Here is a 15,808-nt window from a genome sequence, read left to right on the forward strand (position 1 = left end):
GCACGGACGGAGGACGCGCCGGAGGTCGGTCTGCCCGCCGCGAGCACGGCGACGGTGAGGGCGGCCGCCGGCCGGGGCCACCGTCGCCGCCACGGCCCGGCGCGCCACGCGCAGGCCCAACTCCCTGCCCTCCGGCGGCTGCAACCGCACGGCCATGGCCACTCGCGCCGACAAGCTCGACGACGAGGGCGGTGACTGCGCCGGCTTCGTCGGCCAGTCCCTGAACGCCCGGCAGGCGGCCGGAAGAACGACTCCGGCAGGTGGTACGAATCCTCGGCCCGGACGGACTCCCGGGTGGGCGCCAACGCGTGGGCGTGGCCCGGGCTTTCCCCGAAGCGGACCACCGACCTGGCCGACGTCCACCAGGCGGAGGCCGGCGACATCGTCCGTACGGACGTCGGCCGGGACGGGGCCGAGGACCACCGCGGCTGATCCTCCGGGCGCCGGGCGGGGGCCCGGGTGGACACGGTGCGCATGAACGTCCGCACAGCGGGTAAGGCTTGGGCACACGTCGCTCGCCGTCGCCGCGCGGCGCGACAGGCAAGGGTGACACAACGCCGAGCCGTCGTCAGGAGTATCCCGTGCTTCAACCGATCGAGCCCCCGGCAGTATCCGCCGTTTCCAGGGGCGCGTCGTCCGTCCAGGGAGGCCAGCCACGGGATCTCGGCGGCCCATGGCACGCGGAGGCGGCCTGCCGCAGTGACGAGGCGGGTCTGTTCTTCGCTCCCTCCAAGGAGCCGACCGCCGCGCGGCTCTCCCGGGAGGAGGCCGCCAAGCGGGTCTGCGCGCGCTGTCCGGTCATGCTGGAGTGCCGGGAGCACGCGCTGCTCCAGCCGGAACCGTACGGCGTCTGGGGCGGCCTGACCGCCGCCGAGCGCCGGGTGGTACTGGCCCGGCGCCGGCGCCGGGAGGCCGAGGTGCAGCGGTCCACGCGGATGCCCGCGGCGGGCTGAGACCACAGGGCCGGGGCCCCGCCGATTCGGCGGGGCCCCGGCTCGTGTGCGTACCCGCGTCCGTACCCGCGGTCAGCGCGCCCGGTCGAAGTCGATCGAGCTGTACGCACGCAGCTTGGACAGCCGGTGTGTGGAGTTGATCTGCCGGATCGTGCCGGACTTCGAACGCACCACCAGTGACTCGGTGGTGGCCGTCTCCGCGCGGTACCGCACGCCGCGCAGCAGTTCGCCGTCCGTGATGCCGGTGGCGACGAAGAACACGTTCTCGCCGCTGACCAGGTCGTGCGTCTGGAGCACCCGGTCGAGGTCGTGGCCCGCGTCCAGGGCCCGGCGTCGTTCGGCGTCGTCCTTGGGCCACAGCCTGCCCTGGATGGTGCCGCCCAGGCACTTGATGGCGCAGGCCGCGATGATGCCCTCGGGGGTGCCGCCGATGCCCATCAGCAGGTCGACGCCGGTGCCCTCGCGGACGGCCATGATCGCGCCGGCCACGTCGCCGTCGGTGATGAACTTGATCCGGGCCCCGGTCTCCCGGATCTCCTTGACGATGCCATCGTGCCGGGGGCGGTCCAGGACCACCACGGTGACGTCCTCCGGCGCGCCGCCCTTGGCCTTGGCGACCCGGCGGATGTTGACCGACGGCGGGGCGGTGATGTCGACGTAGTCCGCCGCCTCGGGTCCGGTGACCAGTTTGTCCATGTAGAAGACGGCCGACGGGTCGTACATCGTGCCGCGGTCGGCGACCGCGAGGACGGACACCGCGTTGCTCATGCCCTTGGCGGTCAGCGTCGTGCCGTCGACGGGGTCCACGGCGACGTCGCACTCCGCGCCGGTCCCGTCGCCGATCCGCTCCCCGTTGAAGAGCATCGGTGCTTCGTCCTTCTCGCCCTCGCCGATGACGACGACGCCGTTCATCGAGACGGTCGAGACCAGGGTCCGCATGGCTTTCACGGCGGCGCCGTCCGCGCCGTTCTTGTCACCGCGGCCGACCCAGCGGCCGGCGGCCATGGCCGCCGCCTCGGTCACCCGGACGAGTTCGAGGGCCAGGTTCCGGTCCGGGGCTTCGGAGCTGACTTCCAGCTGCGGCGGGAGATGGGGTTCGTGCTGCTCGGTCATCACAGCGCACCTTTCTGTACGAGGACGGCCGGAAAAGAGGGTCCTATGACCTTATCGGGCCTACGTGAGAATGAGCAGGGCGCCCGACACATGAGCGGCATACCCCCCGCCTCGCGGCGCGGTTCCTGGTATGGGGGACGATGGACGCGTGGCAAACATGCGCGGCAGGCAGACAGTGTGGGACATGGTGCTCTCGATGGCGGCGATCGGCGCCGTCGTCGCAGGCGTCTATTTCTTCCTCCCCCACAACGAGGGCGACCCGGTCAAGACGGTCAGTTACACGGTCGAGCTCGGCCAGGCGCGCCGCAGCGCCCCCTTCGCGGTCGCCGCCCCGGTGGGCCTCGGCAAGGACTGGCGCGCCACCTCGGTGACGTACGACGCCGTCGACCCGAAGGCCGTCAGCTGGCACCTGGGCTTCGTCGACCCGCAGGACGAGTACGCCGCCGTGGAGCAGAGCAACACCACGAGCGCCGCCGTCTTCGTCGACGACCGGACGCACGGCGCCGTACGGCACGGCAGCCGCACCGTCGACGGCGTGAGCTGGGCCCGCTACCAGGGCACCAAGTACGACGCCCTGGTCCGCGAGCACGACGGTGTCACCACCGTCGTCACCGGCACCGCCCCGATGAGCCGGCTCGCGAAACTGGCCGCCGCGCTCGTGGAGCGCGGCGGCCAGTAGGGCGCTGCTGTCCGGCGGCTGCCGGAGGTGTCCGCGTGTTCGCGAATGCGCGTATGCGCGGGGCAGCTCAGACGGTCGTGACGACCTCGTCGTAGGCCAGCCGCGGGCCGCGCGGGTACCAGGCGTTCTCGCCCGGCTTGCCGATGTTGACGACGGCCAGCACGGAGTGGTCGCCGTCGGCGAAGAACTCCTTGTTGATGCCCTCGGCGTCGAAGCCGGTCATCGGGCCGGCGGCCAGGCCGGCGGCGCGGACGCCCAGGATGAAGTAGCCGGTCTGCAGCGCGGCGTTGAAGGCCGCGGACTTCTCACGGGCCGGACGCTCCGAGTAGAACAGGTCCTTGGCCTGCGGGAAGGCGGGGAACTGGGCCGGAAGCTCCTCGTGGAACTCGTTGTCGGCGGCCAGCACGGCCACCAGCGGGGCGGCGGCGGTCTTCGCCCGGTTGCCCTCGGACAGGTGCTTGACCAGACGCTCGCGGCCCTCGGCCGACCGGACCAGGAGAACCCGCAGCGGCTGCTGGTTGAAAGCGGTGGGGGCGTACTTGACGAGGTCGTAGATCGCCTGGACCTGCTCTTCGGTCACCGGCTCGTCGGTGAAGCTGTTCGCGGTCCGCGCCTCGCGGAAGAGAAGTTCCTGCGCGGCGGAGTCGAGTACGAGAGACATGCTGGGCTACCTCTTGTGGGGAGTTGTGATGCTTGCGCCCATCCGGGCGCTCGCCGACTACCGTACCCAGCATATGTGAAAGTTCAACCATTTCCGGGGTGTCCGTGACCGGCCTCACAGCCACGACACGGCCGCGCGGGCCGCGCCCCGCCCGGGGTGCCCGGTGCCGCGCCCCCGCGACCCGGGCCGGTCCGGCCCCGACGGCCGTCGGGGCGCGTGATCCGCGTTCTCGCCGTCCGGTGACGTCGCGGGCCCCCGCCTGGCGATCACGTACCCGACGCCTCGGGCGTCCATCTCGGGTCTCCCGGCCGCTGGGCGGTTCCGTGGCCCGCCAAGGCCTGACGGCCGTGCGTTGCCGCCGGGAGCCGCGCGCGGCCCGGCGGGCGGCCCGCGCACTGCCTGCGGCGTGCCGCGCCTGCTCGACCCGTCAACGAGGTCCCGGCCACCGTTTCGCGATCGCGCGCCTGGTGCCCCTGGGTGTCCGTGACCGGTCTCCACCGCCGCCGCGGGGCCCTGCGCCCCGCGCCCCGCCCGGGGTGCCCGGTGCCGCGCCCCCGCGACCCGGGCCGGTCCGGCCCCGATGGCCGTCGGGGCGCGTGATCCGCGTTCTCGCCGTCCGGTGACGTCGCGGGCCCCCGCCTGGCGATCACGTACCCGACGCCTCGGGCGTCCATCTCGGGTCTCCCGGCCGCTGGGCGGTTCCGTGGCCCGCCAAGGCCTGACGGCCGTGCGTTGCCGCCGGGAGCCGCGCGCGGCCCGGCGATCCGTGTTCTCGTCGGTCGACGAGGTCGTGGCCACCGCTTTGCGATCGCGTGCCGGATGCCCCTGGGCGTCCGTGACCGGTCTCCGCCACCCGCCGCGCGGCGGGTGGCCCGCCCAACTCCTACGGTGCCGCGCCCGCGCGATCCGGGCCGGTCCTCCCCGACGGTCGTCGGGGCGCCGCGGTCCGCACAGGACCCCGCTGCGCGACGGGTGCTACTCCTCCTCCGGGGCGCCCGTGGCCGGACCGCCGGCGGCACCGTCCTCGGCCAGCGCTGCGTCCAGGCGGGCGCGGGCGCCCTCCAGCCAGCGGCGGCACACACGGGCCAGTTCCTCGCCGCGTTCCCACAGGGCGAGGGACTCCTCCAGCGTGGAGCCACCCGCCTCCAGTCGCCGTACCACCTCGACAAGCTCGTCGCGCGCCTGCTCGTATCCGAGCGTGTCCTGATCAGCCATGCCCTCAGCCTAGGGGTGGCCTCCGACACTCAACCCGTCACACGTCAGCGCACGCGTCACGCGTCACGCGTGACGCGGACCGCGAACTCGCCCTCCGCGACCCGGGCCCGCAGCTTCTCCTCGTCGGCGACGTCGTCCGCGGCCCGCACCACACTGCCGTCCGCCCGCTGGAGCACCGCGTACCCCCGCTGGAGCGTCGCCGACGGCGACAGCGCGACCACCCGCGCCCGGGTGTGGGACAGCTCGTCCTCGGAACGGTCGAGCCGGTGCCGCAGACACCGCCGGGAGCGCTCCAGCAGCGCCGCGACCTGTTCCTCGCGCTCCTCGACCATCCGCTGCGGCCGGGCCATCGAGGGCCGGCTCAGCGCCGCCGCCAGCCCGTTCTCCTCACGGTCCAGCAGCCCGCGCAGCACCCGCAGGGCCCGGTGCCGCGCCTGCTCGACCCGCGCCAGCTCCTCCCCGACGTCCGGCACGACCCGCTTGGCGGCGTCCGTCGGCGTCGAGGCCCGCAGGTCGGCCACCAGGTCCAGCAGCGGGGAGTCCGGCTCGTGCCCGATCGCCGACACCACCGGCGTACGGCACTCGGCCACCGCCCGCACCAACTGCTCGTCGGAGAACGGCAGCAGGTCCTCCACACTGCCGCCACCCCGGGCCACGATGATCACGTCGACCTCGGGATGCGCGTCCAGCCCTCGCACCGCCTCGATCACCTGCGGCACGGCGTACGCGCCCTGCACCGGCACATTGCGCACCTCGAAACGGACCGCGGGCCAGCGCAGCCGGGCGTTCTCCAGTACGTCGTGCTCCGCGGCGGAGGCCCGCCCGCAGACCAGCCCGATCAGCTGCGGCAGGAACGGCAGCGCCTTCTTGCGCTCCGCGGCGAAGAGCCCCTCCGCCGCGAGCCGCTTCTTCAACTGCTCCAGCCGCGCCAGCAGATCGCCGATGCCCACCGGCCGTATCCGCGTCGCGCGCAGCGACAGCTGCCCGCGCGGGGCGTACCACTCAGGCTTCGCCTGCACCACGACCCGCGCGCCCTCACCGACGAGATCGGAGACCTCGTCGAAGACGGCCCGACGGCACGTCACGGAGAGCGAGATGTCCTGCGACGGGTCGCGCAGGGTCAGGAACACCACGCCCGCGCCCGGCCGCCGGGACAGCTGGGTGATCTGCCCCTCCACCCACACCGCGCCGAGCCGGTCGATCCATCCGCCGATCAGTCGCGACACCTCGCCGACCGGGATCGGCGTCTCCGCCGACGTGTTCACCGCCATACGCCGAGACTAGCCCCCGCCACCGACAGAGCCGCCGCGCGCGGCGCCCTGGACGGCCAGCACCACCAGGCCCGCCACCAGCCAGGCGAGGCCGACGAACTGGGCGGAGGCGGCGGCCTCCACGATGACCGCGACGGTGATCGCGAGCCCCAGCAGCGGCATCAGCACATGCCGCACCGGGCTGGGCCGGGCCCCGTCGGGCCGCCGCACGACGAACCAGCCGACGACCGACAGATGCAGCAGGGCGAAGGCGGTGAGGGCGCCGATGTCGACGACCGACACCAGCCGGTCCAGGCCGTCACCGCGGCCGGCCGCCCACACGGCGGCGACCAGGGTGATCAGCGCCGACACCAGCACCGCCCGCCGCGGCACGCCGCTGGGCTCGCTCACCCGCGACAGGGCGCCCGGCAGACGCCGTTCCCGGGCCATGGCGAAGACCAGGCGCCCGGCTGCGGCCTGGCCGGCCAGCGCGGCGAAGGCGGCGCCGATGGCCTTACTGGCGGCCACCAGGTCGTGCAGCCAGGTGCCGACGGCCGCGTCGACGGTGTCGTAGAAGGCGGAGCCCTGGGTGGCGCGTGGCCAGGTCGGCGGCGGACATCGGGGCGAGCAGCGCGGCCAGATAGCTCTGCGTCACGAACAGCACCCCCGCCAGCGCCAGGCAGAACAGCACCGCCCGCGCCACCCGGGCCGAGCCGCCGGTGACCTCCTCCGCGAAGGAGGCGATCGCGTCGAAGCCCAGGAAGGACAGCACCGCCACCGACACCGCACCGAGCACCGCCGTCAGGGAGAAGGCGCCCTGCCCGGTCAGCGGCGTGGCCCGGCCGCGTACGGCGCCGTCGCGCACCAGCACCACGACCGCCGAGACGACGAAGACCGCCGGCACCGCGATCTCCAGGGCCAGCACCAGGAAGCCGGCCAGCGCCGCCGCCCGCACCCCCCACAGGTTCAGCCCGGTGGTGACGGCCACCGCCAGAGCCGTCCACACCCAGCGGTGAACCTGCGGGACCAGGGCCTCCATCGCGATACCGGAGAAGAGATAGGCCACCGCCGGGATCAGCAGGTAGTCCAGCATCGCCATCCACCCGGCGACGAACCCCGGCCCCTCCCCGAGCCCGGCGCGCGCGTACGCGAAGACCGAGCCCGCCCGGGGGACCACCCGCACCATCTGGGCGTAGCTGAACGCGGTGAACGCCATCGCGGCCGTCGCCACCAGGTAGACCAGGGCGACCGCCCCGTGCGACGTGGCCTGGAGCGTGCCGAAGATGCCGACCGGGGCCATCGGCGCGATGAAGAGCATGCCGTAGACGACCAGGTCCCGGAAGCCGAGGCTGCGGTGCAGGGTCGCCGGGGCGGGCGTCGTCGCGGGTGTGGCCTCAGGCGCGGTCATACGCCCCAGCTTCGGGCGGATACGCCGTTCCCGCGCCCTGCGCCACGGCCCGTACGATGGAGGGCATGACTGCTTCGACCTCCCGCCCGTCGCCCGCCGCCGACCCGAGCGGGGACGCCGCGCGTCGCAGTGGCAAACGTGTTCTGCTCGCCGCCCCCCGCGGCTACTGCGCGGGCGTGGACCGGGCGGTGATCGCCGTGGAGAAGGCCCTGGAGCAGTACGGCGCCCCGATCTACGTCCGTAAGGAGATCGTCCACAACAAGTACGTCGTGCGGACCCTGGAGACCAAGGGCGCGATCTTCGTCGACGAGACCGAAGAGGTGCCCGAGGGCAACATCGTGGTCTTCTCCGCCCACGGCGTGGCCCCCGAGGTGCACGACGAGGCCGCCGCCCGCAAGCTCCCCTCCATCGACGCGACCTGCCCGCTGGTGACCAAGGTCCACAAGGAGGCCCAGCGCTTCGCGGCCGAGGACTACGACATCCTCCTCATCGGCCACGAGGGCCACGAGGAGGTCGTCGGCACGATGGGTGAGGCCCCGGACCGTATCCACCTCGTCGACGGCCCGCAGGACGTCGCCGGCCTGGAGGTCCGCGACGAGAGCCGGCTGGTCTGGCTCTCCCAGACCACGCTGTCCGTCGACGAGACGATGGAGACCGTCGGCAAGCTCCAGGAGCGCTTCCCCGCACTGGTCAGCCCGCCCAGCGACGACATCTGCTACGCCACGCAGAACCGCCAGGTCGCGGTCAAGCAGATCGGCGCCGACGCGGACCTCGTCATCGTCGTCGGCTCCCGGAACTCCTCCAACTCCGTACGCCTGGTCGAGGTCGCCCTGCAGGCCGGCGCCAGGGCCGCCTACCTGGTGGACTTCGCCGAGGAGATCGAGGACGCCTGGCTGGACGGCGTCATGACGGTCGGGGTCACCTCGGGCGCTTCGGTGCCGGAGATCCTGGTCGACGGCGTACTTGACCGGCTGGCCGCGCACGGCTACGGCGACGTCGAGATCGTGAAGTCGGCCGACGAGCACATCGCCTTCTCGCTGCCCAAGGAACTGCGCCGGGACCTGCGCGCGGAGGCCGCGGCCCACACCGCCAAGTAGCGTAGTCCCTATGAAGGTTTTCGGCGTGGACATCGGCGGGTCGGGCATCAAGGGTGCTCCGGTAGATCTTGAGGTCGGGGACCTCGCGGACGAGCGGTTCAAGGTGCTGACCCCGCAGCCGGCGACCCCGGAGGCGGTCGTGGACTGCGTCGGCCAGGTCGTCGAGCACTTCGGCTGGTCCGGGCCGATCGGCGTGACCTACCCGGGCGTGGTCACCGGCGGTACGACCCGCACGGCGGCCAACGTCGACCAGGGCTGGATCGGCCTGGAGGCCCAGCGGCTGCTGGCCGAGCGGATCGGCGCCCCGGTGACGCTGCTCAACGACGCGGACGCCGCGGGCATCGCCGAGATGGCCTTCGGCGCCGGCCGCGGCCGCAAGGGCACGGTCATCATGCTCACCCTCGGCACCGGCATCGGCAGCGCCGTCTTCACCGACGGCAGGCTGCTGGCCAACACCGAGCTCGGCCACCTCGAACTGCACGGCCACGACGCCGAGAAGAAGGCGTCCACCAAGGCCAAGGAGGACGAGGACCTCACCTGGGAGCACTGGGCCCACCGGGTGCAGAAGTACCTCGCCCACGTCGAGATGCTCTTCTCGCCCGAGCTGTTCGTCATCGGCGGCGGTGTGAGCCGCAAGTCCGCCAAGTTCCTGCCGCTCATCGAGGGAATCCGCGCCGAGATCGTCCCGGCCGCCCTCCAGAACAACGCCGGCATCGTCGGCGCCGCCATGGCGGCCGCCGCGTCCCAGGACCGGAGCGCCTGAGTCAGGACCGCCAGGGTTTCAGGACGCTGCGCGCCGCCGCGCCCGTCGTACGTCGGCCACCTTCCGTACGGCGACGATCGCGGCGGCGAGCAGCGTCCCCGAGTAGAGCCAGCCCGTCAGCAGCGCCAGCGCGGTGAGCGCGCCCATCACATGTCCCGTGAAGCCGCCGGCGCCGCTGTCGGCGGTCAGGGCGACGGCCACCGCGAAGGCGATCGGCGCGCTGACCGGTGCCGCCGACAGGTCGTACGGGCGGACGAGGACCGCCGCCGCCACGCACGCCAGGACGAAGACCACCCCGAAGAAGACCCCCGGCTCCCCGGTCAGCAGGGCGTCCAGGGCCCCCGCGGCCACCGTGACGGCGGTCAGCGAGAGCCCCGTGCCCAGCGCGGTGAGGCGTGGCTCGGGCGGGCGCGGCCGGCGCGGCCGGCGCGGGGCGCCGGTTCCGCCCGGACGGGAGACGGCGGTGGCGGGGCCCACCCGGGTCTTCGTGTGCGTGCTGTGATGCTCCACGTACCAAAAGTAGGCGCGCCAACCGGGGAAAACAGGGGCAGGACACGCCTTTTCACCTCCCTTGGCCCGGTGTTCGAAGCGAACGCCTGGCCAGCTCGTCCGGGCCCGTAGACTTGGGCACTCCACCTTCATCGCACCGGGAAGTCGTCACGTGTCGCTCACGATCGGAATCGTCGGCCTGCCGAATGTCGGCAAGTCGACCCTGTTCAACGCCCTGACCAAGAACGACGTGCTGGCGGCCAACTACCCGTTCGCCACCATCGAGCCCAACGTCGGCGTCGTCGGGGTCCCCGACCCCCGCCTCGACAAGCTGGCCGAAATCTTCGGTTCCGCCCGCAAGCTCCCGGCCACCGTCGACTTCGTCGACATCGCGGGCATCGTGCGCGGCGCGAGCGAGGGCGAGGGCCTGGGCAACAAGTTCCTCGCCCACATCCGCGAGTCCGACGCGATCTGCCAGGTCATCCGGGCCTTCAAGGACGAGAACGTCGTCCACGTCGACGGCAAGGTCTCGCCCAAGGACGACATCGAGACCATCAACACCGAGCTGATCCTCGCCGACATGCAGTCCGTCGAGAAGGCCGTCCCGCGCCTCACCAAGGAGTCCCGCCTCCAGAAGGAGAAGGCGGCCGTCCTCGCCGCCGTCCTGGACGCCCAGAAGATCCTCGAAGAGGGCCGCACCCTCTTCTCCGCCGGCATCACCGCCGGCACCGAGCAGGGCAGGCTCCTCCACGAGCTGCACCTCCTCACCGTCAAGCCCTTCCTCTACGTCTTCAATGTCGACGAGGACGAGCTCACCGACGAGGACTTCAAGAACGAGCAGCGCGCCCTGGTCGCCCCGGCCGAGGCCATCTTCCTGAACGCCAAGATCGAGTCCGAGCTCATCGAGCTCGACGACGACGAGGCCCTCGAACTCCTCCAGTCCATGGGCCAGGAGGAGCCCGGCATGGCCACCCTCGGCCGCGTCGGCTTCGAGACCCTCGGCCTGCAGACCTACCTCACCGCCGGTCCCAAGGAAGCCCGCGCCTGGACCATCAAGAAGGGCGCCACCGCCCCCGAGGCGGCCGGTGTGATCCACACCGACTTCCAGAAGGGCTTCATCAAGGCCGAGATCGTCTCCTTCGACGACCTCGTCGCCACCGGCTCCGTCCCCGAGGCCCGCGCCAAGGGCAAGGCCCGGATGGAAGGCAAGGACTACGTCATGCAGGACGGCGACGTGGTGGAGTTCCGCTTCAACGTGTAGCGGGTGACATACCACCACATCGCTGATCTGGCAAATATGCAGATCGGAAGGGGTCCGACTCCTCGGAGTCGGGCCTCTAGTTTTTTCCCGTGCTGGGATGGTGCTGGGACAGCTGACCCCTCGTCACCTGTCATCATCCCTGGTCACCCCTACCGTGCTGGGAGTGTGCTGGGATACCGGTGAGGCTCCCGTGCTGGTTCGTGGGCCGCAGCTCCGGAGGCTTTCGCGGAAACAAATCGGCACCTGCACTGTTTGGCTCCGTACAGGGGACGGGGTAGAGGGAGCAGCCGGACCAAGCGATGGTCTTGTGACACAAGCGCGCCGTCGCCGACAGCCCGTGCAAGAGTCGTCCGGCCGACCCCATCGGCCACACGACTGGATAGATCTCGGTCGCCGTGACAGCCCACCACGGCGTCTTGAGTTCGTTCGTCTCCCCGCTCCCCCTCCTCCCATCCTTTGCCCGGGTCAGCGTCCCAGCGAGTGATGGTCTTGCCCAGGTCTCGGGGCAGGAAAGGACTTCCCCGCCGCGGTGTGCGGTGAACGAGAGCCTCGTGGAGCCGACCGCCTACCGGATCAGCTCCCGTCCTTGTCGTCCTTGTCCCGTGCGCGAGGTGCGGCGGGCCGGTGCGGGTTGTGCGAGGTGTCCCAGAAGTACGGAGGTGTCATGTCGTCCTCGTTCGTCTCCCGCCAGCCTTGGTTCCGTTCGCCTGCGCCGCTCTCCGCCGCCCCCGGCGCGAACGTGCCTGCGGCCGCGTCGGTGAACGGGGAACCCTCGGGGGCCGGGAAGCCGGGCGACCAGGGCCCCGGGGTGTCCCCCTCGCCCGAAGGTCCACCTTCCGGCCCCTCGCCCCCGCCTTCGTCGGGCATCGGAAGAAGGGTCCGCCTGATCTCCTCGGCGGCCTCATCCAGCCCGGTCGCTTCCAGGCTCCGCACCACACGATGGACGAACACCGTGTGCTCGTCCATGTCCGGCTTCAGGCCCAGTGCCGCCAGCAGTAGGAGCAGCCGGTCCGAGATCCCTACTTCCTCCTCGCGGTCGGGCATCCCTCCTTCCCGGCCGTCCCCGCCCCACCGCGGGTCCCCGACGGTCGCCTCGCTCCGCGCGCCCACGGGCGGGACGAGCAGGTGGCGGAAGAGCTCGGGCACTTCCTCGTCGTTGGCTGCCGCCGCGATCTGGGCGAGCGGGCCGATCATGTCGACCGCCTTCTCGATTTCGTTCTCGTGACGGGTCAGCCACCAAACCACCGCGCTGCCCGCGCTCTTGAACACGTCGTCACCGAGGTAGCGCCGCTTGTTGCGCTCGTGCTGACGCTCGTACTCCCAGATCTCCTCGTCCTTGCGAAGGTCCTTCAACTTCCGCAGGCGCTCGCGGTCGGCGGGGGCGAGGGTCAGTGTCACATCGGCCGCCATGGCCTTCACCCGCCTGCTCCGGTCCGGGAGCGGGACGCCCAGCTCCCCCTCCAGGAGATACTGCGCGAAGCTCGCCCGGCCGGGCTCCTCGCGGCGGACGACCTCCAGGGCCCGGCTGACGACCGAGGACACGGCGAGGGCCGGGGAGGCACCGTCGGGCCGGTCGGCGTGGTCGAAGACCGGCCTCCACCACACGGTGGCAGAGAACAGGAAGTCGTAGCCGTCCGCGGCGCTCGGCAGCGCCGCGTCGACCACCCGCGCCTCCTGGTACGGCAGCTCCGTCGGCGCTGCGGGCGGTTCGGGTTCCCCGGGCTCGTAGGCGTCTGACGACGCGCGGCCACCGCCGAGGACCGTCATCACGAGCAACAGGGAGCCCGAGGTCGTGACCATGGACGTGAAGCCCCACAGCAACGCCGACCAGTGCAGGAGGTTTCCGAGCACAGTCGGTGCGAGGCCGCAGAGGGCGACGAACAGCAGGCTGGAAATGCGGTGTTTCATCGTGCCTCTTCCGTGGTCCGTGGTCCGGTGCCCGCAGGCTCCGTACTCTCCGTGCGGGCATGCTGCGCATGGTCGATGTGCTGCCAGAAGAGGGCGGCGACGACCGCCCGGGAGGAGTGGCGCGCGGTCCCCGCCCAGCCGCAGGCGATGGCGTAGAGGCGATGGAGAGCGGCCGCGTGGCCGCGAGTCGCCCCGACCATCACGCCCAGCGCCATCTCCCGCGTACTGTCGCCCGCCACGGCGTTCAGCCAGCTACTCACCAGCGGGTTCCAGAGCTCCGTCGGCGGCTGGGCGAAAACCGTCTCCCAGCCCAGGAACAGGTCCGGCCACGGCGGCGGGTCCGGTGCCCGGTCGCTCCTCAACAGTTCCGTGAGCAACCGGAGCTGGGGCTCCGCCCCGCGCGGCTCCCGACGCGTCCGGTCCCGCAGGCGGTCGATTAGCAGCCGGTAGAGCCGGCGGTCGCGGCCGGCGAGGTCGAGAAGCGCCTCCAGGGCCTCGCGCGCCGCCTCCCCCTTCCGTACGGCGAGGTGGTGGAGACGCACCATTGCCTGATCCGGGTGCGTCGCGCCGAGACTCTGAAGGCAGGCGGTGGTCAGGACACGGGCGAGACCGTCCGACAAGGGGCCGGGCCTCGCGCATTCGTACATCCGCCTGCGGAACCATCCTCCGAACCTCTCGTGGCTGAGACCGAGTTCGAGGGCCGCCACGGCTCGCGGGTCGCAGGACGCCCCGGTCGCACGGTCAGCCCAGCGCACCACGAGGTCGAAGAGGTGGTCGGGCCGCCCGATGGACAGAGACCGCTCGCCGAAGCGGACGACGACGTTCACCCGGTCGTCGGTGGTCAGACCGCGCAGCCCGGCGGAATGACCGATCCAGTCCCTGAGGTCGTCGCGCACCCCGGGGAAGTTCGCCCAGAAGTACGTTCGTACCGCGTCGGCGTAGGCCAGCCGTCCGAAGCGGAGCCGACCGTCCGGGCCCCGCTCGATCCCGAGCCCATCCAACCGCTCCCCGAAATCCGTCCGCGCGAGCTCGGTCGTCGCCTCTTCCGCGTGCCCCACCGTCCTCATCAGGCCGTGCCACGCCTCGTAGACGGTGTCGGCGCGGGCCTCCTCGAACACCGCCGTCGCGAGCAGCAGGGCCCGCTCGGGCGCGGTGCGGACCGTGGCCACCTGTTTGCCTACCTCACCAGCACGGTCGGTCACCGCGTGCATCGCCTGGTCGAGCCATCCCGCGAAGTCGGAGCCGAACCGGCCACTGTCGCGAGCTGCCCTCACCAGCCCCGCGAGCCGCGCCAGTTCCCGCATGGGGGAGCGGTCGCACAGGCGCTGGACATCGGCGCTCCCCAGGTCCGCGGGGTGGAAGGCCATTCGGTCCATGCGGAGGTACCGGGTGACAACGGCGATGCCCCGGGGGCGCCCCAGCGTCACCGTGTGCGGTTCGAGGTCCGGCGCGTGGGCGTGCTCCAGGCCCGACGGCAGGACGACGACCATGTGGGCCCCCGCCTCCTGGACCTGTGACCGGCGCACGGCCAGGCGGCGCTGGGCCTTGGTGTACGCCTCCTCTTCGGCGATCCCGGAGAGGTCGAGGAGGAAGCGGTCCCCCTCACCGGGGGCGAGAAGGTTCTCCTCCTTGTCCGTGGCGGGAAGCTCCTCGAACCGGACCCCCTCCTCGTCGGCGCCCCCGTCCTCACCGAGCCCGTGCAGCAGCATGATCGCCGCGGCGCGGCGGCCGCTGCCGGGCGGAGCATCCAGCAGCAGCACCGATCCGGGCTTCTCCAGGCGGTCGGCGGCGACGCGGAAACTCACCGGCGGAACGAACCGGTCGGCCAGGCGCACCCGGTCCTCGCGGGCGATCCGGAGGGACTCGACCCCTTTGCGGATCATCCAGTCCGCGCCGACGCCGTAGAAGACGTACTGGTGCCCCCCGCCGTTTTTCACCGGGCCGCGCGGCTCGTTGACGGTGACGCGGTCCTGCTCGGTCATCGTCCGTCGTCCGAGCGAGGGCGCTCGCCCTCGAAGCGCTGGTGGACCGTACCCCTGTTGTCGCCTGCCGTGAACTGGACCCCGGAGTTGTCACCCTGGAAGTGGGGCGCGTTGTACTGGTTTCCCCGACCGGTGTTCACGGGCCCCTGCGGCTCGTTGACGAAGGTGCCGGACAGGTCTCCGTTCAGGTTTCCGACGCCGCCGCGCACGCGCTGCTCGATGTCGCGCGTCCGCATCCTGGCGTGCCCGGTGTCCTGGGCCGACTTCTTGCGGGACTTCGCCTCCGTCCGCTCCCGCGCCGCACGGGCGTCGCGGTCCACCGCGCCCAGCTCGGGCAGCAGCCGGGCGAGGGCGTCACCGAGCGCCGTCAGGTCCGACTCGGCGTTGCGGTGGTCGAACCGCCTGTACTGGCAGTCCGCCAGCTCCCGCAGATCGTCCGGGAGGACGGCGCGGTCGATCCGCGTGGCCTTCCCGACGAGCACGGGGATCACCAGGATCCCGCGGTCGAGCGCGGTCTGGATCTCACGACGGGTCCAGTCCTGCTCGGCTTCGAGGGCGGGGCGGCTGTCGGCCCCCCGCACCTCCGCCCAGCGCGGGCCGATCACGGCGAGCAGCGCCTGGCACTCCTCCACTGCCCTGACCAGTTCCACCGGGAAGCGGTGTCCGAGCTCGATCGAGTTGCTGGCAAAGAAGATCCGCTCGCCGCCGAACCGCCGGGCGAGCTCCCGAGCGATCATGGTCGCCACGGATTCCTCGTCGCCTGTGCGGTAGTTGACGAAGACGTCGGGCATGAAGGTTCCCTTCGTGAGAGGAAGACGGGGGTGAATGGGTACGAGCGCGGTGGCTGCGGACCGGGGCTCCGAGGCCCGGTCAGCCCGGGCCATGAGGTCCCGACCGTCTGACGGCATGGCGTGTCCACGGGAGGGCGTACGGATGAAGGTGCGCCGCCCGGCGCGTCACTGGTCGCGGGCAGCTCGAAGAAGCCGGGAGCGCGGTGCTACGCGTCGGGCGGGGATCAGAGGGGCCCGC

At 72.0% G+C, this 15,808-nt stretch carries 14 protein-coding genes and 2 pseudogenes; 6 read left to right on the plus strand and 10 right to left on the minus strand.

Annotated features, from left to right (window positions below; all coding sequences use genetic code 11):
* Nucleotides 1-294 precede the first annotated feature (294 nt).
* Nucleotides 295-432, plus strand: a complete 138-nt coding sequence (locus RWE79_RS24885; protein WP_475942278.1) for a hypothetical protein — start codon at nt 295-297, stop codon at nt 430-432.
* Between the two features lie 149 nt (nt 433-581).
* Complete coding sequence (locus RWE79_RS24890; protein WP_475942279.1) at nt 582-953, plus strand: WhiB family transcriptional regulator; 372 nt, start codon at nt 582-584, stop codon at nt 951-953.
* A 72-nt stretch (nt 954-1,025) separates the two neighbouring features.
* Here RWE79_RS24890 and glpX read toward each other — a convergent pair whose 3' ends face one another.
* On the minus strand, nt 1,026-2,066 hold the full coding sequence (glpX, locus tag RWE79_RS24895) for a class II fructose-bisphosphatase (protein ID WP_475942280.1): 1,041 nt from the start codon (nt 2,064-2,066) through the stop codon (nt 1,026-1,028).
* Nucleotides 2,067-2,223: 157 nt separating this feature from the next.
* Here glpX and RWE79_RS24900 point away from each other — a divergent pair, with 157 nt between their 5' ends.
* Entirely contained in the window at nt 2,224-2,745 is a 522-nt protein-coding gene (locus RWE79_RS24900; protein WP_475946082.1) for a DUF4245 domain-containing protein, read from the plus strand.
* A 67-nt stretch (nt 2,746-2,812) separates the two neighbouring features.
* On the opposite strand, the gene RWE79_RS24905 is transcribed toward RWE79_RS24900, so the two are convergent.
* The 4 genes and pseudogenes from RWE79_RS24905 to RWE79_RS24920 form a co-directional block, all read right to left on the minus strand.
* Nucleotides 2,813-3,406 carry a malonic semialdehyde reductase gene (locus RWE79_RS24905; RefSeq protein WP_475942281.1) on the minus strand — a complete coding sequence of 198 codons (594 nt, stop codon included), beginning with the start codon at nt 3,404-3,406 and terminating at the stop codon, nt 2,813-2,815.
* A 975-nt stretch (nt 3,407-4,381) separates the two neighbouring features.
* The gene (locus tag RWE79_RS24910; RefSeq protein WP_475942282.1) at nt 4,382-4,621 is read right to left on the minus strand and encodes an exodeoxyribonuclease VII small subunit; all 240 of its coding nucleotides are present in this window, start codon (nt 4,619-4,621) and stop codon (nt 4,382-4,384) included.
* 56 nt (nt 4,622-4,677) lie between these two features.
* The gene (gene xseA, locus RWE79_RS24915; RefSeq protein WP_475942283.1) at nt 4,678-5,892 is read right to left on the minus strand and encodes an exodeoxyribonuclease VII large subunit; all 1,215 of its coding nucleotides are present in this window, start codon (nt 5,890-5,892) and stop codon (nt 4,678-4,680) included.
* A 9-nt stretch (nt 5,893-5,901) separates the two neighbouring features.
* Nucleotides 5,902-7,279: pseudogene (locus RWE79_RS24920) on the minus strand (APC family permease).
* A 65-nt stretch (nt 7,280-7,344) separates the two neighbouring features.
* Here RWE79_RS24920 and RWE79_RS24925 point away from each other — a divergent pair.
* The gene (locus tag RWE79_RS24925) at nt 7,345-8,376 is read left to right on the plus strand and encodes a 4-hydroxy-3-methylbut-2-enyl diphosphate reductase (protein ID WP_475942284.1); all 1,032 of its coding nucleotides are present in this window, start codon (nt 7,345-7,347) and stop codon (nt 8,374-8,376) included.
* A gap of 10 nt (nt 8,377-8,386) precedes the next feature.
* Nucleotides 8,387-9,139, plus strand: a complete 753-nt coding sequence (gene ppgK / locus RWE79_RS24930) for a polyphosphate--glucose phosphotransferase (protein ID WP_475942285.1) — start codon at nt 8,387-8,389, stop codon at nt 9,137-9,139.
* 18 nt (nt 9,140-9,157) lie between these two features.
* Here ppgK and RWE79_RS24935 read toward each other — a convergent pair whose 3' ends face one another.
* Complete coding sequence (locus RWE79_RS24935; RefSeq protein WP_475942286.1) at nt 9,158-9,649, minus strand: DUF6542 domain-containing protein; 492 nt, start codon at nt 9,647-9,649, stop codon at nt 9,158-9,160.
* A gap of 151 nt (nt 9,650-9,800) precedes the next feature.
* Here RWE79_RS24935 and ychF point away from each other — a divergent pair, with 151 nt between their 5' ends.
* Nucleotides 9,801-10,889 (plus strand): redox-regulated ATPase YchF, encoded by a 1,089-nt coding sequence (gene ychF, locus RWE79_RS24940; RefSeq protein ID WP_475942287.1) that lies wholly within the window; start codon nt 9,801-9,803, stop codon nt 10,887-10,889.
* A 133-nt stretch (nt 10,890-11,022) separates the two neighbouring features.
* On the opposite strand, the pseudogene RWE79_RS24945 reads toward ychF, so the two are convergent.
* The 4 genes and pseudogenes from RWE79_RS24945 to RWE79_RS24960 form a co-directional block, all read right to left on the minus strand.
* Nucleotides 11,023-11,382: pseudogene (locus RWE79_RS24945) on the minus strand (RNaseH domain-containing protein); the annotation flags it as partial.
* An 80-nt stretch (nt 11,383-11,462) separates the two neighbouring features.
* Complete coding sequence (locus tag RWE79_RS24950) at nt 11,463-12,797, minus strand: hypothetical protein (RefSeq protein WP_475942288.1); 1,335 nt, start codon at nt 12,795-12,797, stop codon at nt 11,463-11,465.
* The gene (locus tag RWE79_RS24955; RefSeq protein WP_475942289.1) at nt 12,794-14,779 is read right to left on the minus strand and encodes a hypothetical protein; all 1,986 of its coding nucleotides are present in this window, start codon (nt 14,777-14,779) and stop codon (nt 12,794-12,796) included. The genes RWE79_RS24950 and RWE79_RS24955 overlap by 4 nt, the downstream gene beginning before the upstream one ends.
* Nucleotides 14,776-15,570 carry a toll/interleukin-1 receptor domain-containing protein gene (locus tag RWE79_RS24960; RefSeq protein WP_475942290.1) on the minus strand — a complete coding sequence of 265 codons (795 nt, stop codon included), beginning with the start codon at nt 15,568-15,570 and terminating at the stop codon, nt 14,776-14,778. The genes RWE79_RS24955 and RWE79_RS24960 overlap by 4 nt, the downstream gene beginning before the upstream one ends.
* Nucleotides 15,571-15,808: the final 238 nt, after the last annotated feature.

This window comes from Streptomyces sp. RLA131 (genome assembly GCF_056270125.1).